Consider the following 20,385-nt stretch of genomic DNA (forward strand, 5'->3'; position numbering starts at 1 on the left):
CCCACGCAGAGCGTGGGAACGATCGACGAGTCAAGCCGGGTAATTGGCCCGCAGGGCCTCAAGCCCGCCCTGATAAATCCCGGTGAACAGCGCCACCACTTCCTCGTCACTCACACCCACCGGTTCAAAGCGACCAAACCAGGTCACCCGCGCGCTCTGATCGTTCCCACGCTCTGCGTGGGAATGCAGCCTGGGACGCTCCGCGTCCCTTTCGGAAGCTGGAACGCGGAGCGTCCCTTGAAGCATTCCCACGCAGAGCGTGGGAACGATCGACGAGTCAAGCCGGGTAATTGGCCCGCAGGGCCTCAAGCCCTCCCTGATAAATCCCGGTGAACAGCGCCACCACCTCCTCATCACTCACACCCACCGGTTCGAAGCGACCAGACCAGGTCACCCGCGCGCCCTGATCGTTCCCACGCTCCGCGTGGGAATGCAACCTGGGACGCTCCGCGGCCCTTTCGGAAGCTGGAACGCGGAGCGTCCCTTAAAGCATTCCCACGCAGAGCGTGGGAACGATCGACGAGTCAAGCCGGGTAATTGGCCCGCAGGGCCTCAAGCCCGCCCTGATAAATCCCGGTGAACAGCGCCACCACNTTCCCACGCAGAGCGTGGGAACGATCGACGAGTCAAGCCGGGTAATTGGCCCGCAGGGCCTCAAGCCCGCCCTGATAAATCCCGGTGAACAGCGCCACCACCTCCTCATCACTCACACCCACCGGTTCAAATCGACCGGACCAGGTCACCCGCGCGCCCTGCCCTTGCGCTTCAACCTTGATCGTCGCCAGATAGTCAGTGGCCGGAAACGGTGCCTGCAAGATCGAGTAGCTGTAAGTCCTCGCGACGTTGTCGAACGCTTGCAGGCGCTCGACCACTACTGCGCCGTCCGCCGTTTGCAGGCTGCGCACGCGCCCGCCTTCGCTCAGCTCGCTCTGGGGAATGAACGGCAGCCAGTCCGGCAGCGAGTTGAAACCACCGATCAATTGCCAGACCTGATCGGCCGAAGCCGGGATGTCGATGAATGCTGATGCAGTTGCCATGTAAAGCTCTCTCTCAATGAATAAAGTCAGATAGCCATGCTGTCGACGACACCGCCGTCGACTCGCAGGGCCGCGCCGGTGGTGGCCGAGGATAACGGCGAAGCGATGTACGCCACCAGATTGGCGACTTCCTCGACATGCGCCACGCGCTGGATGATCGAGGTTGGCCGCGCGGTGCGCACAAAGGCGTCGGCTTCCTCCTGCAAGCTGCGGCCGGATTGGGCCATGGCATCCTTGAGCATCAGCTCCACGCCGTCGGTCAACGTCGGGCCTGGCAGAATCGCATTCACCGTCACCCCAGTGCCCGCCAGCCGTTTGGCAAGCCCGTGGGAGACCGCCAGGTTGGCGCTTTTGGTCACGCCATAGTTGAGCATGTCAGCCGGAATCGCGATCCCGGATTCCGAAGACAGGAAAATCACCCGCCCCCAGCCTTGCTTGACCATGTCCGGGACGTAATGCCGTGACAGGCGCACACCGGAGATCACGTTGATCTCATAGAAGCGCGTCCACTCGCTGTCGGGGGTCTCAAAGAAGTCCACCGCGTTGAAGATCCCGAGGTTGTTTACCAGGATGTCGGCACGTGGTTCGGCGGCAAACAGTTTCTCGGCGCCTTCGGCGGTGCCCAGGTCCGCGGTCAACCCGCGCAACTGTGCATTCGGCACGCTCTGGCGAATGCTTGCCAAAGCCTGCTCGACCTTGGCCGACTCGCGGCCGATCACCACCACCGTGGCGCCGGATTCGGCCAGCGCCCGGCTGATGCCCAGGCCGATGCCCGCGGTGCTGCCGCTGACAATCGCCAGTTTTCCACTCAAATCGATTTTCATTTTCAGGCTCCAATGATTGGCAACGGGGCGCGCTCGGACACCAGTTTTGCGTCGCGCATCGCTTGCCAGAAGGCTGCAGGAATCACCGCCGACAACGCGGCCACATCTTCGGCGATTCGCTCTGGTCGGCTGGCACCTGGAATAACCGCCGCCACAGCCGGGTTGGCCAACGAGAACTGCAACGCCGCCGCTTTGATGTCGACACCATGGGCCGCGGCAATACGCTTGATCTGCTCGACCTTGCTGACGATGGCCGGGCTGGCCTTCTGATACTCGAAGTGCGCGCCACCGGCGAGGATGCCCGAACTGTAAGGGCCGCCGACCACGATTTCGACGTTCTGTGCCAGGGCGGCGTCCATCAAGCGTTGCAATGCGCGGTCATGGTCGAGAAGAGTGTAGCGACCCGCCAGCAGAAAACCGTCCGGCTGCGCTTCGCTCAGATCAAGGGTCAATTCGCACGGCTCGACCTTGTTCACGCCCAGGCCCCAACCTTTGATTACGCCTTCTTCGCGCAAGCGGGTCAGCACTTTGAAAGCACCGGTGCGGGCCTGGTTGAAGTATTCCAACCATTGATCGCCGTAGAAATCCTGAGCGATGTCATGCACCCAGACGATGTCCAGGCGATCGGTTTGCAGGCGCTTGAGGCTATCTTCAATGGAGCGCAGGGTCGCGTCGGCGCTGTAGTCGTTGACGATCTTGTTCGGGCGACCGTGCTCGAACACCCCGCTCTTCTCGCCCAGATCGCGGGCCGCAGCGTCTTCGACTTCATCGAGAATCACTCGGCCGACCTTGCTGCTGAGCACATAGTCGTCGCGGTTGTAGTGCGACAGTGCGGCGCCGAGGCGGATTTCCGACAGGCCCGAGCCGTAGAACGGCGCGGTGTCGAAGTAACGCACGCCGGCATCCCAGGCGGCGTGAACGGTGGCTTGCGCTTCTTCTTCAGCAATGGCGCGGAACATGTTGCCCAGTGGTGCAGTACCGAAGCCCAGCGCGCCGGGCAGTTTGTCTTTCAAGCTCATGATTCAATCCTCATCGTTTCAGTGGCCAGTGTTTGACCGTTGAGCAGATCCTAGATTGCGGCGTTCGGACCGTCCAAGACATAATGTGCAGCACTTGAGTCCCCAGAGGTCTGACATGATCGACATCCGCCAATTGCGCTACTTCGTTGCCGTCGCCGAAGAAGAACACGTTGGTCGCGCCGCCGAGCGCCTGCATATTTCCCAATCGCCCCTCAGCCGGCAGATCGCCCAGCTCGAAGAGCGCCTGGGCCTGACCTTGTTCGAGCGTAGCCAGCAACGCATCCGCCTGACCCGCGACGGCCAGACGTTCCTCGCCGAAACCCGCGCCCTGCTGACCCACGCCAATCGCTTGGAATCCCTGGGCAAACGCCTGGGGCGCGGCGAAGAAGGCGGCTTGTGCATCGGCTACATCGAAAACGCCATGCACGCCGGTGTGCTGCCCAATGCCCTGCGCGTGCTGCGGGTCGACCGGCCGAACGTACATGTCGCGCTGTACAACCTGAGTTCCGCCGAACAACTCGAAGGCCTGCGTCAGCGTAGTCTGGATATCGCCCTGGTCAGCGAGCCGCCGACCGATGACGACCCGGACTTGCTGGGTTTTCAGGTTCTGGACGATCCGATGCTGCTGGCCTTGCCCGAAGATCATCCGCTGGCGCAGCAATCGACACTGACGGCCGCCGACCTCGCCGATAAGGAATGGATCGGCGTTCAACATCGGCAGAATGCCAATGGCCACGACGACTTCGTCAGCGCCTGCATCCGCGCCGGTTTCACCCCGGACATTCGCATGCAAGCGACCGAGCCGTTCACCGCATTGGGTTTGGTGGCCTCGGGGCTGGGCATCGCGATGATTCAGAAAGGCTTGAGCCGCAACGCACCGCCGGGCGTGGTGCTGCGGGATGTGCCGTGGATCGCCTACACCACACCGCTGTGGGCCGCATGGCACCGGATCAATTTGCGGCCGTTGGTGGAGACATTCAGGAAAGTCCTGACACACCCGGCCGACTGATCACACACCCGTCCTGTAGGAGCACAGCTTGCTGGCGATGGCGATTTCAAAGGCGCCATCGCCAGCAAGCTGTGCTCCTACAATTGATTGATGTCGTGTTGAAGATCCGTGTGGGAGCGAGCCTGCTCGCGATAACGGTGCCTGTTCAGGCACATGTTTAATGGTTGTCAGCGAAACTTGATGAAAGCTACAACACCTTGCGTCATTGCCTACGGGTACGCCAGAATCCGCCGGCTTGTGCGCCTTGGGGCAGGACTCTATCGTTTGCCGGTCGCTGAAAAAAACAGCGATCGGGTTTGGTAGCCCGGTATATCCAGTCGCACTGCGCCATCATTTGCAGGGTATTTCTCCGCACTGCATTTTTATGGCGGCCATGCGCAGGGCGTCTTCGGACGCGCCGGGTTCCTGGGTGTTACCGGTCTACCAATCTGCGTATGGCTGCCACCCATCGTTTGGTAGCGAAGGGTGATGGCTCCTAATCTACAACCCAGGAGTTCCATCATGATCAAACCAACCCCCAACCCGCCAGAATCAGACCCGGCCTCGCCCTACGAAAGCCCTGATTCCAAGCAATTCCACGAAGCGGCCGCCAACATCATGGCCACGCCCCGCACACCCACCACGATGTTCACCATCAACCCCGACATCGACACCGAAACCCTGCTGGCCCACGCCTGCGAATCACTGGCCTCGGCCAGCGTCATGACCAACGATCTGGCTGGTTTTCTGGAAGGCTCGCATCGCAACACGCTGCTGGGCATTGCTCAGGTCATCATGCTGGGCGAGTTGGCGGTGAATCGGGCACTGGATCGACTCGATCCGCCTGAGTAAACGATGAGCCGGCAGGAGCGAGCCTGCTCGCGATGCGGTCAACACATTGAGCATTCCTGTGACTGACACACCGCTATCGCGAGCAGGCTCACTCCTACAGGTGATGGGTGTCGTACGTAACACTTGTGTTTGCTCCTACAATTCCTCGGTAGTCCTCCCCACATCCCTACAGTTTTACCTATCAGTTCTGATAGTTCCCAATGGTCGCAATACCACCAATACTGAATGCCAGCAATGCAGGCCTTCGGAGTTCCTCACATGGCGTTGCCCCACGAAACCGTACTCTGCCAGTATCGCTACGATGCCCTCGACCGCTTAGTCGGCCAAACTCCCGCGGCCACACCAGAGCACCAGCGTTTCTACAACCAAAGCCGCCTTGCAACCGAAATTCAAGGAGCGATGCGCCATTCCATCTTCCAACAGGGCGACCTGCTGCTGGCGCAACAGCGAAATAGCGTCGGTGTAATCGACACCTCGTTATTGGCAACCGACCAGCAGCGGTCAGTACTGCACACCTGCAAAGTCAATCAACAACGAAATCCCATTGCTTATTCGCCTTATGGGCACCGTCCTGCTGAAAATGGATTGCTGAGTTTGTTGGGTTTCAACGGTGAGCGGCGTAACCCAGTGACCGGGCATTATCTTTTGGGTAATGGGTATCGGGCATTCAATCCGGTGCTGATGCGGTTTAACAGTCCGGACAGTTTGAGTCCGTTTCGGGAAGGTGGAGTGAATCCATACGCATATTGCCAAGGCGCTCCTGTGAACCAGACAGATCCGACAGGACATGCCACTTCACTTGGATGGGGGTGGGTACGCAATAGCATCGTCAGGCGAGTGCCCCGCCCAACTCCCTGGCCCGGATTTGATCCAACGATGTTGCCGGATGCACCTCCCCCGCGATTGAATCGTGCCGTGGCGGCAGTAGAGCCCATACTAGCTGTTCCCCCAGTTTCAGAAGTTGCATCTCTCAACGTGACGAATACCCTTCAACTGCACACAGTCGATAATGGACGTGAGTTTATAGGGGCTCTCGAATCCGCTTCCCGATCGCCGGATAGGCGTGCTCAACTGAATCCAGCGATGAGAGTTGCACTTGGCAATATGGGCGAGTCGTCGTTAACCGCGGTCCGTCTTCCAACGCCGACTGAAGAAGCCGCTCGAACAATAGCGTTAAGTGGCAACTCCAATCGACATACCCCTGCCTTCGAAACGCATAGGCGCACCCATCAGCAAATGGAGGGAAGAGCGCTACGGGAAAACCGTCCAGATAGAATTCTTCGCGAGATTCGTGACATTCCTTGATCTTGGGAATGGTCACTGACTCAAGACTCCTCGAAAGTCCGCTGTGGATCGCATTGAATGAACCTGCTCCGGCTGGACCGGTGAAACGCCCAGCATATTGAGTATCCCCGGTGCCTGGCTCACCGCCATTGCGAGCAGGCTCACTCCTACAGGTGATGGGTGTCGTATGCAAGACTTGTGTTTGCTCCCACATATTCTTCGGCAGTTCTTCCCACATCCCTACAATTTCACCTATCAGTTCTGATAGTTCCCAATAGTTGCGATACCAGCAATACTGAATGCCAGCACTGCAGGCCTTCGGAGTTCCTCACATGACGTTACCCCACGAAACCGTACTCTGCCAGTATCGCTACGATGCCCTCGATCGCTTAGTCGGCCAAATTCCCGCGACTACACCAGAGCACCAGCGTTTCTACAACCAAAGCCGCCTTGCAACCGAAATTCAAGGAACGATGCGCCATTCCATCTTCCAACAGGGCGACCTGCTGCTGGCACAACAGCGAAGTAGCGACGTCGCAATCGACACCTCGTTATTGGCGACCGACCAGCAACGGTCAGTACTGCACACCTGCAAAGACAATCAACAGCGCAAAGCCATGGCGTATTCCCCTTATGGATACCGTGCTATTGAAAATGGACTATTGAGTTTACTGGGATTCAATGGCGAACGGCAGGATCCGGTGACCGGGCACTATTTGTTGGGGAATGGGTATCGAACTTTTAATCCAGCACTAATGCGCTTTAATAGCCCGGATAGTTTCAGCCCGTTTGGCAAGGGTGGCTTAAACGCCTATGGATATTGTCTTGGAGACCCAATCAACGGCCATGACCCGTCGGGACATATACCTAAGTTTCCAAAAATACTGTCCCGGAAATTTAACACTCCAGATTATTTGGATGAAGCGGATAAAATAATCAAAAAAAATGACAACCTTAATCACGAGTTAATGAATAAAACTTTCCTCAGGGACTACCGAACCGCTCTAAACACCCCACCCCTTCCACGCTATGAAATTAAAAAACCTTCGGACATAGCTGCTAATTTAACCATAGATCAACTTGATTCTCTTCCGCCCTACTTGCAAGGAGTTGTATATAGTAAAAAAGCCCGAGAGCTACTTCCTCTATACGAGTATCTTTCATCAGCCCCCCAATACTCGAACACGATCACACTCAGTCACAGAAGCTTTGGTATTGTAAACAAAGCAATAAAAGAAAAAACCCAGCTTCCTGAAGAAATTCGTGGAATCAACTTCATGAATATCGATGCTTACCTAAAAAAATTACAATCAATCAAAAACCCTAAACACTATAGAAATATCGCCAAAGCAGAAGCCCTAAAAGAGAAATACAACAAATCTGTTAACTTAAGAAAATGAAAAAGCCTTAACGACAAATCAAACTCAGGAACATTTCGCACCATCTCATTTTCAGGATAGTGACAGACTGAATAATAGTTCAGGCAGTAGCAGCTGGAGCGCAGCAAGATCCGAAGTTTCAGCGCTCCTGATTCACCCGCACATCGCTAGCGCTTTGCTGCTTTACTAAAAGGATCCGAAACCTCTGAGCCTGCTCTAATGAACCGCAACGACCTGCGCCGCGTGGACATGAACCTTCTGGTGATCTTCGAAACGCTGATGTTCGAGAAGAACCTGACCCGGGCCGGGGAGAAGCTGTTTCTCGGCCAGCCTGCCGTCAGTGCGGCGCTGGCGCGGTTGCGGGATTTGTTTGATGACCCGTTGCTGGTGCGCAACGGGCGGATCCTCGAGGCGACGCCACGGGCGTTGGCGATTCTCAAGGAGTTGCAGCCGGCGATGGATACCATTTCCGGCGCGGTGAGCCGGGCCAAGGATTTTGATCCGTCCATCAGCCGCGATGTGTTTCGCATCGGCCTGTCCGATGATGCCGAGTTTGGCCTGTTTCCGCCGCTGCTCAAGCAGATCCGCGAGGAAGCGCAGAACGTTGTAGTGGTGGTGCGGCGGGTCAATTATCTGTTGATGTCGTCGATGCTGGCCAGCGGTGAAATCTCCGTGGGCATCAGTTACACCACCGAGTTGCCGGCCAATGCCAAGCGCAAGAAATTGCGCGACCTGAGCGTCAAGGTTTTGCGTGGTGACAATCGACCCGGCCCGCTGACACTGGATGAATTCTGCGAGCGTCCCCATGCGCTGGTGTCGTTTTCCGGGGACTTGAGCGGCGCCATCGACAATGACCTGGCGCGTATCGGCCGTTCGCGTCGAGTGGTATTGGCGGTGCCGCAGTTTTCCGGCCTGCGGGCCTTGCTGGCAGGCACCGACATGCTGGCTTCGGTGCCCGATTATGCGGCGGCGGCGCTGATTGAAGGCAGCGACCAGCTGCGGGCCGATGACCCGCCGTTCGATATCAACTTGTCGGAACTGTCGATGGTCTGGAACGGCGTCAGCGATAACGATCCGGCAGAACGTTGGTTGCGCTCGCGTATTGCGCAACACATGTCGGCTCCACCGTCGACGCATTGAGCGAATTGAAGTTCGGATCAGTCTCGCGCAGGTACACCGGCAGGTCGGTCATCGGCGGCATGGCGGGAATTTCAAAGTACATCTGGATCACCCAGCCCCGATGATAGCTGGCGTGGTTGACCACGTGCATGAGCATCGCGCCGGCACTCATCGTGCCGCTTTCACCGGAAAGGAAGGTGAACCGCATGGGTTTGTCCAGCGAGGCATCGGACTGTCGGGCGCTCCAGTCGCAGTACCAGTGATCAACGTTTTGTTGTGCCAGACGCAGGTCGGGTAATGCCGGATAGACCAGATCATGGGACGTCTTGAAGCTGTGCCCTCGGCCTTCCAGATGAGCCTGCCAGAGACAATCCACCACATAGATGTGGTTGAGCGTGCCAATCATGTTCTTGAAGATTCCGGCGCGTTCCTTTTCGACTTCGCCCGGGGGCAGTTGCGCCAGATTGTCGAACAGTCGTTGGTTGGCCCATTGTTTGTAATCGGCAAGCATGCGGGCAGTGCGTACATTGATCATCGAAATTCTCCGATGGCGAATAGCGCATCTCTCAAGGATAGCGCTAACCACGCATAGTGGCGCAGGCGCTGATCATCGGTACGGCCGTTATCGCGTCAGCGCATCCAGCACCCGCTCGGCCAGTGCCAGGCAACTGGTGAGGCCCGGTGATTCAATGCCGAACAGATTGACCAGACCGGCCACCCCATGCTCGACCGGACCGCTGATGCGAAAGTCGGCGGCCGGCTCGCCCGGGCCACTGATTTTCGGGCGAATGCCGCTGTAGGCCGGTTGCAGGCTGTTATCCGGCAAGCCCGGCCAATAACGCCGAATTGCCGCATAAAAACCGTCGGCCCGTGCGGGGTCGACACGGTAATCCTGCGCATCGACCCATTCCACATCCGGCCCGAATCGCGCCTGGCCGCCCAGGTCGAGGGTCATGTGCACCCCCAACCCGGCGCTCTCCGGTGCCGGATACACCAGATGCCGAAATGGTGCGCGGCCACTGAAGCTGAAATAGCTGCCCTTGCACAACCAGGCTGGCGGAATATGCTGCGCAGGCAGGCCGGCAATACGGCTCGCCACTTCAGGCGCAGACAAACCGGCGCAATTGATCAACTCGCGGCAGCTCAGGGTCATCGGCTCGCTACCACCTACGTGCAGTTCAAACCCCTGGTCGATACAGCGTGCCGACAGCAGCGGCGAGTGCAAGGCCAGCGACCCGCCGCAGGCTACGAGATCGCCCTGCAATGCCAGCATCAACCCATGGGAATCGATAATCCCGGTGGACGGCGACCACAGCGCGGCGACGCAGGACAGAGCTGGCTCAAGCTGCTGCGCCTGAGCGGCGTCCAGCCATTGCAGATCATCAACACCGTTGCGCAGCCCCTGCTCCAGTAACCCCTGCAAGGCCGAACGCTGCGCGTCATCGGTGGCGACGATCAGTTTGCCGAGGCGCTGATGGCTGATGCCGCGTTCATCGCAATAGGCGTAGAGGCGATGCTTGCCCTCCACGCACAACTGCGCCTTGAGGCTGCCGCTGGGGTAGTAGATGCCGGCGTGGATCACTTCGGAGTTGCGCGAACTGATGCCCGTACCGATGCCCTCGCCAGCCTCGAGCACGATCACCTCGCGCCCGCTCAAGGCCAATGCCCAGGCCACTGCCAGCCCGACCACCCCGGCCCCGACCACCACACAATCGATATCGACGCTGCCCTGCCCTGCGCTCATGTCAAACCAACCCTCGCTCGCGGTAATCGATCAGGCTGGAGAATATCGCCAGGAGCATGGCCATGACCACGAAGAAGATCAGCACCAGGAAATACGAGCCGGTGAACTGCACGATCAAGCCGATCAGGATCGGCACGATCACCCCGGCCATGTTGCCGCAGAAATTCATGGTGCCGGCCAGCACACCGGTTTTCGACGTGCCGCCGAGGATCGACGGAATGCACCAGTACATGCCGCACCAGCGAATGAAAAACATCGCCACACAGAGCAGGCCAATGGCTTGAGTCGCGTCAGCGGTGTAAGCGGTGCCGAGCATGCACAGGGCTGCGACCAGCGCCGAGCCGCTGAACATGCTGCGCATCACCAGGTTCGGCGACGCGCCGCTGGATTTCCATTTATCCCCCAGGTAACCGCCAACCAGTTCGCCGACAAAACCGCACATGAAGATCAGGAAGGTCGCGCCGCCCATGCCGGAAATGTTCAGGCCGTGGGTCTGGTGCAGATAGCTCGGCATCCAGGTCAGCAGACCATAGAACACGCTGAGAATGCAGCAGTAACCGGCGAACATCGCCAGCACCGAGCGGTCCTTGAGCAGTTCCTTGAAGCCGATGCTGGTGACCGCGCCGGGCTGGCTGACCGTGGCGTTGCCCTCGGTGATGTGCTTGAGCTCGGCGGCGTTGACACCGGGGTGTTCGCTGGGATGGTTGCGGATGTACTTCCAGGCCAGCACACCGGCGAGCATGGTGCCGACGCCGGCAATCACGAAGGCGATGCGCCAGGAATCGAACCAGCCGATCAGCCCGGCAATGATGATTGCGCCGAAAGCACTGCCCAAAGGCGCACCGCCGTCGACCAGCACTGCGCCGCGCCCGCGTTCGTTGGGGGTCAGCCAGGCGCCGTTGAGCTTGGCCCCGGCGGGCATGATTGGCGACTCGGCGACACCGAGACCCATGCGGGTGATCATCAGGGTGATCCAGTTGTGCGCACCGGCCGCCAGGGCCTGGAATGCACCCCAGGCAACAGTCGCGACGACGATCACACGACGGGTGTGAAAGCGGTCGAGCAGCATGCCGCCGGGAATTTGCATCAACGCGTAGGACCAGAAAAACGCACTGAGCATCAGGCCTTCAAGGGCCGGCGGGATCTGGAATTCACTGGAAATCAGCGGCAAGGCCACCGACAGCGAGGCACGGTCGATGTAGTTGATGGCGGTTAACAACAACATGATGAGGAAGATTCGCCAACGTACGTTTGTGGCGCGTTCGGTTGCGTTCGCGGCTGGCAACGCCAGGCTTTCGGCACTTGGATTGTTCATGTGGGGGCTCTTATTGTTGTGGAAACAAGCGGCCTGATGCCTGCCAGTCAACCCTCCCTGTAGGAGCGAGCCTGCTCGCGATGGCGCAGTACGAGCCAACATCAATGTTGATTGCACTTGCGCTATCGCGAGCAGGCTCACTCCTGCAGGTATTGCGTTTTGACTGACGGTTTCAGGCAAGCGGCCCCACTCTAATCACGCCCCCGCGTGCTGAATAATGATGGGATCTGATTGGGGGATCACCGAATGTCATCCCCCAGCAGCGATCAGAAAGTCCCCGGATAGCTGCCGCCGTCCAGTAACAGGTTCTGCCCGGTCAGAAAACCGGATTGCGCACCGCAAATGAATGCGCAATACGCGCCGAATTCATCAGGTTGGCCGAAGCGCTGGGCGGGAACGTTTTTGCGCCGTTGCTCGGCGACGCTTTCGACACTGGTGCCGTTGGCCTCGGCGGCGGCATTGAGGGTCTTGTGCAAGCGCTCGGTCTCGAATGGCCCGGGCAGCAGATTGTTGACGGTGACGTTGTTGCCCGCCAATCGAGCCTGACGCGCCAGCCCGGCGATAAAACCGGTGAGGCCGCTACGGGCACCGTTGGACAGCCCCAGCACATCAATCGGCGCCTTCACCGCGCCGGAGGTGATGTTGACGATGCGCCCGAAACCGCGCTCGGCCATGCCATCGACGCAGGCCTTGATCAGCTCGATGGGCGTGAGCATGTTGGCATCCAGCGCCTTGAGCCAGTCTTCGCGCTGCCAGTCGCGGAAGTCACCGGGCGGTGGGCCACCGGCGTTGTTGACCAGAATATCCACCTGCGGACAGGCCGCCAGCACTTGCGCGCGCACGCCCGGCTGGCTGATGTCCCCGGCCACGGTGCGGACTTCGATGGCCGGTGCCAATTGGCGCAAGTGCACGGCCGCCGCCTGCAAGGTTTCATCTCCCCGGGCGTTGATCACCAGGTTCACGCCTTCCTTTGCCAAGGCCCGTGCACACGCCAGACCCAAGCCTTTGCTGGCGGCGCAGACAATCGCCCAGCGCCCCGAAATACCCAAATCCATGTCGATGCTCCTCGCGATTCAAAAGCCCTAAGTTACCACCGCCCAGCGGCTATCCGGGGGATGACAAAGGGTGATCGCAGTATCAAGCCTTTTCATTATCGGCTGCCCACGCGGCTGATTACTGTTGCGCAACCAACAAGAAACCGGAGACACCCATGAACCCGTTCCAGTTTTACTTCCCCACGACCTTGAAAAGCGGCAACGGCCTGGTGCGTCAGGCCGGTGCGCTGCTCAAACCCCATGTCCGAGAAAAACTGCTGGTGGTCACCGACAATGGACTGATGGCGTCGGGCGTGCTGGATGCGTTTTTTGCTTCGCTGACGGACAGTGAAATCGCCTATGAAGTGTTTGCCGGCGTCGAACCCAACCCCACTACCGATGTGCTCGAGCGCGCCGTAGGGTTCCTGAAGAACCACGAGTGCGATGCGGTGATCGGCGTGGGTGGCGGCAGCAGCATTGACACCGCCAAGGGTGTCGCGGCCATGGCCACCAACCCCGGCAACATCCTCGACTACGAGGGCTACGACAAACTGCTGCATCCTCCGTTGCCGATTTTCGCCATCCCCACCACCTCGGGCACCGGTAGCGAATGCACGGCATCGACGGTGTTCACCAACACCCGGACCCTGTTCAAAACGGTGATCATCAGCCCCGCACTGTTCCCGAAACTGGCGATTCTCGATGCCGAACTGACCCTCAAGCTGCCGCCGTCTATCACTGCCGCCACCGGCATGGACGCCCTGACCCACGCCATCGAATCCTACGTGTCGAAGCAGGCCAACCCGATCAGCCAGGCTTTGGCGCTGCAAGCGATCAAGATGATCTGCACATACCTGCCGAAAGCGTTTTTCACAGGCTCCGACCTGCACGCCCGGGAGCAGATGTTGCTCGGTTCTTTTCTCGCCGGCGTGGCGTTCGCCCAATCGAAACTCGGCAACGTGCATGCGATCTCCCACACCTTCGGCGGCGTGTTCAACATTCCCCATGGCATCGCCAACGCCACGCTGTTGCCCTACGTCATCGAATACAACCTGCCAGCCTGCCCTGAATTGTTCCGCGAGATCGCCCTGGCCATGGGCGAAAACGTCGACGGCCTGAGCCCTGCCCGCGCCGGGCACAAAGTCGTGGAACACGTGATGGCACTGAACGAGGCCATCGGCATTCCCGACAACATCAAGGACCTGGGCGTGGACCTGGACTACATGCCGCAAATGGTCAGCGATTCGATGCGCAGCGGCAACGTGCTGGTCAATCCACGTTTGACGACCGCTGCCGACGTCGAGCGAATCATCAGCAATGCCTTCCACGGCCTTCATACCTGAGAGACGACCAGCATGTTTTATGAAATGCGCACCTACACGATCCAAATCGGAAAAATGCAGACCTACCTCAAACACTTCGAGGACAACGGTCTGCCGGTGATCTCCCGCTACACCACGCTGGTGGGCTGGTGGTACACCGAAATCGGCGAGCTGAACCAGGTGATCCACATCTGGGCCTACGAGAGCCTGGATGAGCGCATCAAGAAGCGCGCCGAGCTGTACCAGGACCCGGACTGGCTCGAAGGTTTCGTGCCGATCGCCTTCCCGATGCTGGAAAAGATGGAATCGAAACTGCTGATGCCAGCGCAGTTCTCGCCGATCAAATAATCCCTGTTCGAGCTCGAAAGACAATCAAACAACCTGTGGGAGCTGGCTTGCCAGCGATGAGGGAGTATCAGTCGACATCGTTGTTGTCTGACACACCGCTATCGCTGGCAAGCCAGCTCCCACAGGGGACTTTGGTGGACTGTTGAACTGCCCAAACCCAAGGACAACCCCATGTGCGACCACAACACCAACAACACCGCCGCCGACCGTTCTCCCGACATTAAAGCCCTGCTCGAAGGCCTGCCGACCAACTGGGGCAAGTGGGGCCCGGACGATGAAGTCGGCGCCCTGAACTACCTGCAAAGCGCCGAGATCCTCCGTGGCATCGCCACTGTGCGCCAAGGCAAGACCTTCACCCTGCAAGTGCAAATCGGTCACCCCAAAGGCGAGCCACTGTGGCCCGGCCGTCGTCCATCGATGCGGGTCAACGTGCTCGACAAGGGGCACTTTCTCGCGGGTAAAACTCACTTCGACGGTCACGTCGAATATGCCGACGACGTGATCTTCATGCACCTGCAAGGCTCGACCCAATACGACGCGCTGGGCCATGTCTGGCATGACAACAAACTGTGGAACGGCTACGACGCCATGAGCACCATCGGCGGCATGGACAAGGCCAGCATCCTGCCGATTGCCGAACGCGGCATCGTCGGCCGTGCGGTGTTGATCGACATGGCCCGCCATCGCGGCAAAGCGGTGCTGGACAAGGGTGAAACCTTCAATCACCACGACCTGCTGGCCGCCGCGAAAGCTCAGGGCATCGAGATCCACAAGCGCGACATCCTGATCATCCGTACTGGCTGGATCGGATCGTTTTACGCGCGCGAGCCGCAAGAGTTTTACAAGGATTTCGCCGAGCCGGGCCTGACCTTCAGCCGCGAGCTGGTGGAATGGTTTCACCAGATGGAAATCCCCAACCTGGTCACCGATACCATGGCCAACGAAGTGGCGGTCGACCCGACTTCAGGTGTGTTGATTCCGCTGCACAACGCCTTGATGCGCAACCTAGGCGTGACCTTTACCGAAGTGGCGATGCTCGATGCGCTGGCCGACGATTGCGCGGCAGACGGCCAGTGGCAGTTTCTCTACACCGCTGCACCGTTGAAAATCGTCGGTGGCACCGGGGCGCCGGTGAACCCGATCGTGATCAAGTAACCAGATCCTGCTTGAGTTCATTGATCAGCAGGGTCGCCGCCGGAGACAAATCGGCGCCGGCCCGGCTGATCACCCCATAGGGTTCGATCAGGGCGCGCAACGACACCGGCAGTTTCACCAGCAACTCGAACTGCTCGCAGAACTCGGCCACTTCCACCGGGATCACCGCGAGCAAGGTTGGATCTTGTTGCACCAGCAAAATGGTGGCGAAGGTGGACGAAGTCTCCAGTGGGTAACGGGGAATTTCCAGCCCCGCCTCATTGAGTTCACGCTCCAGGGCCTGGCGCATGGGCATGTCCTTGGGGTAGACCACCCAGCGGTAATCGCTGAGCTGCGATAATTGCAGGGATTGGGCACTGGCCAGTGGATGACGCTGGCTGGCAACCACTGCCAGGGGCTCTTCGCTGAGTTCGATGCAATCGTAAGCGTCCGAGCGCTGGCCGACGCTGGTGCGGCAGATCGCCAGGTCCAACCGCCCCTGATCGAGCAATCCGAGCAAGGTCGCACTGGTGTTTTCCACCAGTTCAACGGACAACTCCGGTTGTTTGAGGCGCAGCTCGGTCAAGGCTCGGGTCAGCAATGGCACCGCGCCCATGATCACCCCGACCGAGAGTCGCCCGCCCTGCCCCTGCATGATGCTGAGCATTTCCTCACGCAAGTGTTCGACATCGCTGTAGATCAGCCGCGCATAACGAATCATGCAGCGCCCCATTTCATTGGCCACAAGACCTTTGGGCTGACGCTCGAACAACGGCATGCCAAGCAACGATTCGACCTCATGCAAGGCCTTGGTGGCGCCGGACTGGGAAATGGAGATCTGCTCGGCGGCCTTGTGCAGGGAGCCGCGATCATCCAGCGCGATCAGCAACCGCAGTTGTTTCAGACGCAGACGTGAAGCGATGCTGCCAAGGGAGGGAACCATGTCGGTAGGTGCTCGTTTCAAGGGCCGGATCCGTGAAGTGCCGCGCCGGCGAATACCGGCGCGGGCCGGTATTCAAATCAGCGAAGCCCTGCTCCACTGGCCATTGACCAGTCGATTGAGGCCCAACGGGTTATGGTTTTGCAACGCCTCGGGCAGGTACTCATCAGGATAGTTCTGGTAGCAGACCGGGCGCAGGAAGCGATCGATGGCCAAGCTGCCGACGGAGGTTCCGCGTGCATCGGAAGTCGCCGGGTACGGTCCGCCATGGACCATCGCATCGCTGACTTCGACGCCGGTCGGGTAGCCATTGAGCAGCAAGCGTCCGACCTTGTCTTCGAGCACGGGCAACAGGTCGCTATAGCGCTCAAGGTCCGCCGGCTCGGCGATCAGGGTGGCGGTCAGCTGACCGTGCAGGCTGTCGAGTACAGCGCGCAGTTGCTGCGAATCGTCCACCTCCACCAGCACCGTCGCCGGGCCGAAGATCTCTTCCTGCAACAACGGATCGCCCTCGAGCAACAGTTGCACATCGGCCTTGAACAACTGCGGTTGCGCCTGGCGGTCGCCTTGCGGTTGACCGGCCAGGTGATCGACCTGGGCATGCCCATCGAGGTGTTTGAGCCCGGCACTGTAGCTGTTCAGCGCTCCGGCATTGAGCATGGTCTGGGCCGGTTGGTCGCCCATGTGCTGGGCAAAGTGTTGCTGAAACTCGCTGAACTGCGCTGAACGCAGGCCAATGATCAGACCGGGGCTGGTGCAGAATTGACCACAGCCCAGATTGACCGAAGCCGTCAGCTCTGCGGCGATTTTGTCGCCCCGAGTGCTCAAGGCGTGAGGCAGCAGGATCACCGGATTGATGCTCGACATCTCGGCGAACACCGGTATCGGCTGCGGCCGCGCGGCCGCCAGATCGGACAACGCCCGGCCACCCTTCAGCGACCCGGTAAACCCCACGGCCTTGATTCCTTCGGCCTTGACCAGCGCCTGTCCGACACCGGCGCCGTAAATCATGTTGAATACCCCCGACGGCATACCCGTGCGCTGCGCCGCGCGAACGATGGCGCTGGCCACGCAATCGGCGGTTGCCATGTGCCCGCTGTGGGCCTTGAACACGACCGGGCACCCGGCGGCCAGCGCCGACGCGGTATCACCACCGGCAGTGGAAAAGGCCAAGGGGAAATTGCTGGCACCGAACACTGCGACGGGGCCGACACCGATGCGGTATTGGCGAATATCCGCTCGCGGTAGAGGTAGCCGTTCAGGCAACGCCTGATCAATCCGCGCACCGAGGAAATCCCCTCGCTTGAGCACTTGTGCAAACAGTCGCAACTGACCGCTGGTGCGGCCGCGCTCACCCCGAATCCGGCCTTCGGGCAGCGCCGTTTCCCGGCAGACCAGTGCAATGAACTCCTCGCCCAGCCCATCGATCTCGTCGGCGATCGCCTCAAGAAAATCCGCACGACGCCCCGGCGGCAATTGACGAAACGGAGCAAAGGCACGGGTCGCGGCAACAACGGCCAGAGCGACTTCCTGCTCAGTGGCCTGATGAAAAACATAAGGCAATGCCTGACCGCTACTGGCGTCGACACTGTGCAGCGTCTCGCGGCCCAGGGCACTGCGTTGCCCATCAATGAACTGCTGGCCGAGAATATCGGACATCAAAAACTCCCTCGCCTGGTTTCGGCAGGCGAACACTCGAATTGAAGGAATGCGCCGACCGGCGCAGTGCCCACTCTAGGGGTCGGGATCAGGGGCGAACAAATGACAACAACGGGCCGGGGGATGAGCATTTGTCATCCCCCGGCCCGTCAGTCGCCTCAGCGAATCGCTACCGGGTTGATGTTGACCTGGGTCGAGCCTTTGTAGAGCGGCTGGCCGAGCACGAACATGAACGTCCAGGCCTTGTCCCGAACCAGCGCACGGCTGTCGATCAGTTCCAGGTTGTAGATGCCGTTCTTGGCCAGCATGAACTGGTTGACCGGGAACTCCTGGCCATCAGTGCCGGGGTAGATTTCCGAAGCCCAGGTGTCACCACCGAAAGCGACGATCTGTTTGTCCGCCAGCCATTTCGCCGCGGCCATGCCGATGCCCGGTTCCACTGCGAGGAATTTTTCGTTGTCCTTGCCCAGCAGTTCCAGCCAACCGGTGTTGAACAGCACCACGTCACCCTTCTCGATGCTGATGCCTTGCCGGTGCAGGGCCTTCTGAATATCGGCAACGGTGAATTCGGTTTTTTCCGGCACGATGGCGCGGCCGTAGATTGCGGTCATGTCCAGCACCACACCACGGGTGACAATCGGCGGGACTTTCTCGATACCGAGTTTCTGCACCCCTTCCACGGTCACGAAGTCCGCCGCGCGATTGCCGTTGTAGTAGACGTTGTCGATGCCAATGTGGCCGATGCCGTTGAGCTGGGTGCCCACACCGGTCCAGCCCACCACCAATTCATCGTTGAAGGTGAATTTGTTCGGCCCCATGGTGGTGCCGCCCGCTTCGCCCGGCTGGACATTGGTCAGGTGGAAACTGCGGTGACGGAACGCCGGCAGGTTCTTGTCGATGGGCACGGCCAGCGGATAAGTCTTGCCTGTCTTGATCAACTTGGCAGCGTTGAGCACCGAATCGGCGTCAAGCAGGTTCAGTGCACCGATTTCATCGTTGGCACCAAACTTGGACGGATACCATTTTTCGCCCTCGGCGGCGTGGGCGGCGTTGAGGGTGAACAGGAGGGCAAATGGCAAAGCCAGGCGCTTGAGCATGTTGGAGTCCTTGTCTGTTTTTGATGGACCCCACGGTACTCAGCGGTTTTGTGCAGAAACAGCCAGCCCTCGACAATACATTTGTTCTGGATTTTCACGAGTGCTTGCATCGATATCTGCACAAACAGTCGGCAGTGCTAGAGTGGAACCGGTGGGTCAACTGACATAAAACCCTGAAATCCTGACAGTCGACCAATTGCGATAACGCTTAGAACGTTTGCGAATTATGATTATTCCATCTCGCTGATACAGAAACCTATGAACATCGCAAACCCTCCAGCCGCCCGCGAAATCCAATCCGATTCACCGCGTTTGATCGTCTTCCTCGCCTACCCCGAAATGGGCCTGCTGGACCTGACCGGCGCACAAACCGTATTTTGGGCGGCCTCGCGCTATCTCAACAGCAGCAACTTGCCGGGTTACAAACTGCAAACCGCCAGCCTCACCGGTGGCCTGATCCAGACTGCCGAAGGCCTGGCCGTCGACACTGTGCCATTGAGCGCTTTCACCGAGCACTCGATCGACACGCTGATCGTGCCTGGCGCGCCGGTGATTATCACGGCCATGAACAATTCACTGGAGGTCGTCGAGTGGCTCAAGGTCGCCTCGACCAAAGTCAGGCGCACCGCCTCGGTGTGCAGTGGCACGTTCCTGCTGGCCGAAGCCGGATTGCTCGACGGTCGTCGTGCCGCCACCCATTGGGCGATGTGCGGCATGCTCAAGGAGCGACACCCGTCGATCGAAGTCGACAACGATGCGATCTTTGTCCAGCAGGGTTCAGTCTGGACTTCTGCCGGGGTCAGTGCCGGCATCGACCTGGCCCTGGCGCTGGTCGAAGAAGATTGCGGCCGCGAACTGGCGTTGCTGGTAGCGCGGGAAATGGTGGTGTTCCTCAAGCGCCCTGGTGGTCAGGCCCAGTACAGCCAACTGCTGCAATCGCAAACCAGCGAAGGCGCCGCCTTCGACGACCTGCACCTGTGGATCACGCAAAACCTGGCCGGTGAAAACCTCACCATCGACCGGCTCGCCCAACAAGTGCAGATGAGCCCACGCAACTTCGCCCGGGTCTACAAACTCAAGACCGGCCGCACCCCGGCCAAAGCTGTGGAAGTGCTGCGGGTCGAAGCCGCCAGGCGCCTGCTGGAAGAATCCGAGCGCAACATCGATCAGATTTCCCGACTGTGCGGCTTTGGTGACGAAGAACGCATGCGCCTGACTTTCCAGCGCAACCTGGGGGTTTCGCCACGGGACTATCGCAACCGGTTTTCCCGTTGAATCAACGGCCAATTG

Annotated in this window: 19 protein-coding genes and 2 pseudogenes; 9 read left to right on the forward strand and 12 right to left on the reverse strand. The window is 59.4% G+C overall.

The genetic code is table 11. The features are described 5' to 3' along the window. Nucleotides 1–30: 30 nt before the first annotated feature. The 5 genes and pseudogenes from ASD60_RS29230 to ASD60_RS26025 form a co-directional block, all read right to left on the reverse strand. Nucleotides 31–159, reverse strand: a pseudogene (locus ASD60_RS29230) (SRPBCC family protein); the annotation flags it as partial. Nucleotides 160–277: 118 nt separating this feature from the next. Continuing rightward, nucleotides 278–406 (reverse strand): annotated as a pseudogene (locus ASD60_RS29035) (SRPBCC family protein); the annotation flags it as partial. 220 nt (nucleotides 407–626) lie between these two features. Beyond that, nucleotides 627–1,037: an SRPBCC family protein gene (locus ASD60_RS26015; protein WP_056856726.1), complete on the reverse strand. Its 411-nt coding sequence runs from the start codon at nucleotides 1,035–1,037 to the stop codon at nucleotides 627–629. A 26-nt stretch (nucleotides 1,038–1,063) separates the two neighbouring features. Further along, nucleotides 1,064–1,861, reverse strand: a complete 798-nt coding sequence (locus tag ASD60_RS26020) for an SDR family NAD(P)-dependent oxidoreductase (RefSeq protein ID WP_056856727.1) — start codon at nucleotides 1,859–1,861, stop codon at nucleotides 1,064–1,066. A gap of 2 nt (nucleotides 1,862–1,863) precedes the next feature. Continuing rightward, nucleotides 1,864–2,880 (reverse strand): aldo/keto reductase, encoded by a 1,017-nt coding sequence (locus tag ASD60_RS26025; RefSeq protein ID WP_056856728.1) that lies wholly within the window; start codon nucleotides 2,878–2,880, stop codon nucleotides 1,864–1,866. Between the two features lie 115 nt (nucleotides 2,881–2,995). On the opposite strand from ASD60_RS26025, the gene ASD60_RS26030 reads away from it, so the two are divergent. The 5 genes from ASD60_RS26030 to ASD60_RS26045 all read left to right on the forward strand — a co-directional run bounded on the left by ASD60_RS26030 (nucleotide 2,996) and on the right by ASD60_RS26045 (nucleotide 8,523). Continuing rightward, nucleotides 2,996–3,889 carry a LysR substrate-binding domain-containing protein gene (locus ASD60_RS26030; RefSeq protein ID WP_056856729.1) on the forward strand — a complete coding sequence of 298 codons (894 nt, stop codon included), beginning with the start codon at nucleotides 2,996–2,998 and terminating at the stop codon, nucleotides 3,887–3,889. A gap of 501 nt (nucleotides 3,890–4,390) precedes the next feature. Next, nucleotides 4,391–4,720, forward strand: a complete 330-nt coding sequence (locus ASD60_RS26035; RefSeq protein ID WP_056856730.1) for a DUF6124 family protein — start codon at nucleotides 4,391–4,393, stop codon at nucleotides 4,718–4,720. A 258-nt stretch (nucleotides 4,721–4,978) separates the two neighbouring features. Beyond that, the gene (locus ASD60_RS28635; protein ID WP_082557684.1) at nucleotides 4,979–6,025 is read left to right on the forward strand and encodes an RHS repeat-associated core domain-containing protein; all 1,047 of its coding nucleotides are present in this window, start codon (nucleotides 4,979–4,981) and stop codon (nucleotides 6,023–6,025) included. 311 nt (nucleotides 6,026–6,336) lie between these two features. Next, nucleotides 6,337–7,404: an RHS repeat-associated core domain-containing protein gene (locus tag ASD60_RS26040; protein ID WP_056856731.1), complete on the forward strand. Its 1,068-nt coding sequence runs from the start codon at nucleotides 6,337–6,339 to the stop codon at nucleotides 7,402–7,404. 198 nt (nucleotides 7,405–7,602) lie between these two features. Next, nucleotides 7,603–8,523, forward strand: a complete 921-nt coding sequence (locus ASD60_RS26045) for a LysR family transcriptional regulator (RefSeq protein WP_056856732.1) — start codon at nucleotides 7,603–7,605, stop codon at nucleotides 8,521–8,523. Here ASD60_RS26045 and ASD60_RS26050 read toward each other — a convergent pair. The 4 genes from ASD60_RS26050 to ASD60_RS26065 form a co-directional block, all read right to left on the reverse strand. Then, on the reverse strand, nucleotides 8,444–9,037 hold the full coding sequence (locus ASD60_RS26050) for a DinB family protein (protein WP_056856733.1): 594 nt from the start codon (nucleotides 9,035–9,037) through the stop codon (nucleotides 8,444–8,446). The two genes, ASD60_RS26045 and ASD60_RS26050, sit on opposite strands and share 80 nt — an antisense overlap. An 87-nt stretch (nucleotides 9,038–9,124) precedes the next feature. Then, nucleotides 9,125–10,246: an NAD(P)/FAD-dependent oxidoreductase gene (locus ASD60_RS26055; RefSeq protein ID WP_056856734.1), complete on the reverse strand. Its 1,122-nt coding sequence runs from the start codon at nucleotides 10,244–10,246 to the stop codon at nucleotides 9,125–9,127. Nucleotide 10,247: 1 nt separating this feature from the next. Continuing rightward, on the reverse strand, nucleotides 10,248–11,561 hold the full coding sequence (locus ASD60_RS26060; RefSeq protein WP_056856735.1) for an MFS transporter: 1,314 nt from the start codon (nucleotides 11,559–11,561) through the stop codon (nucleotides 10,248–10,250). A gap of 266 nt (nucleotides 11,562–11,827) precedes the next feature. After that, nucleotides 11,828–12,616 (reverse strand): SDR family oxidoreductase, encoded by a 789-nt coding sequence (locus tag ASD60_RS26065; RefSeq protein ID WP_056856736.1) that lies wholly within the window; start codon nucleotides 12,614–12,616, stop codon nucleotides 11,828–11,830. A 155-nt stretch (nucleotides 12,617–12,771) separates the two neighbouring features. Between ASD60_RS26065 and ASD60_RS26070 the strand changes: the two genes are divergently transcribed. From ASD60_RS26070 to ASD60_RS26080, 3 genes are all read left to right on the forward strand, one after another. Continuing rightward, nucleotides 12,772–13,938: an iron-containing alcohol dehydrogenase gene (locus tag ASD60_RS26070; protein WP_056856737.1), complete on the forward strand. Its 1,167-nt coding sequence runs from the start codon at nucleotides 12,772–12,774 to the stop codon at nucleotides 13,936–13,938. A gap of 12 nt (nucleotides 13,939–13,950) precedes the next feature. Continuing rightward, nucleotides 13,951–14,265 (forward strand): NIPSNAP family protein, encoded by a 315-nt coding sequence (locus ASD60_RS26075; protein WP_056856738.1) that lies wholly within the window; start codon nucleotides 13,951–13,953, stop codon nucleotides 14,263–14,265. A gap of 171 nt (nucleotides 14,266–14,436) precedes the next feature. Next, on the forward strand, nucleotides 14,437–15,420 hold the full coding sequence (locus ASD60_RS26080; protein ID WP_056856739.1) for a cyclase family protein: 984 nt from the start codon (nucleotides 14,437–14,439) through the stop codon (nucleotides 15,418–15,420). On the opposite strand, the gene ASD60_RS26085 is transcribed toward ASD60_RS26080, so the two are convergent. The 3 genes from ASD60_RS26085 to ASD60_RS26095 form a co-directional block, all read right to left on the reverse strand. Next, nucleotides 15,413–16,342 carry a LysR family transcriptional regulator gene (locus tag ASD60_RS26085; protein ID WP_056856740.1) on the reverse strand — a complete coding sequence of 310 codons (930 nt, stop codon included), beginning with the start codon at nucleotides 16,340–16,342 and terminating at the stop codon, nucleotides 15,413–15,415. The genes ASD60_RS26080 and ASD60_RS26085 overlap by 8 nt on opposite strands. 72 nt (nucleotides 16,343–16,414) lie before the next feature. Beyond that, entirely contained in the window at nucleotides 16,415–17,998 is a 1,584-nt protein-coding gene (locus ASD60_RS26090) for an aldehyde dehydrogenase (NADP(+)) (RefSeq protein WP_056856741.1), read from the reverse strand. 158 nt (nucleotides 17,999–18,156) lie between these two features. After that, a complete protein-coding gene (locus ASD60_RS26095) occupies nucleotides 18,157–19,095 on the reverse strand; it encodes a cyclase family protein (protein WP_056856742.1) in 939 nt (312 codons plus the stop codon). A 258-nt stretch (nucleotides 19,096–19,353) separates the two neighbouring features. On the opposite strand from ASD60_RS26095, the gene ASD60_RS26100 reads away from it, so the two are divergent. After that, entirely contained in the window at nucleotides 19,354–20,370 is a 1,017-nt protein-coding gene (locus ASD60_RS26100; RefSeq protein WP_056856743.1) for a GlxA family transcriptional regulator, read from the forward strand. Nucleotides 20,371–20,385: the final 15 nt, after the last annotated feature.

Origin of the sequence: Pseudomonas sp. Root562 (assembly GCF_001427125.1) — a bacterium.
Lineage (GTDB): Bacteria > Pseudomonadota > Gammaproteobacteria > Pseudomonadales > Pseudomonadaceae > Aquipseudomonas.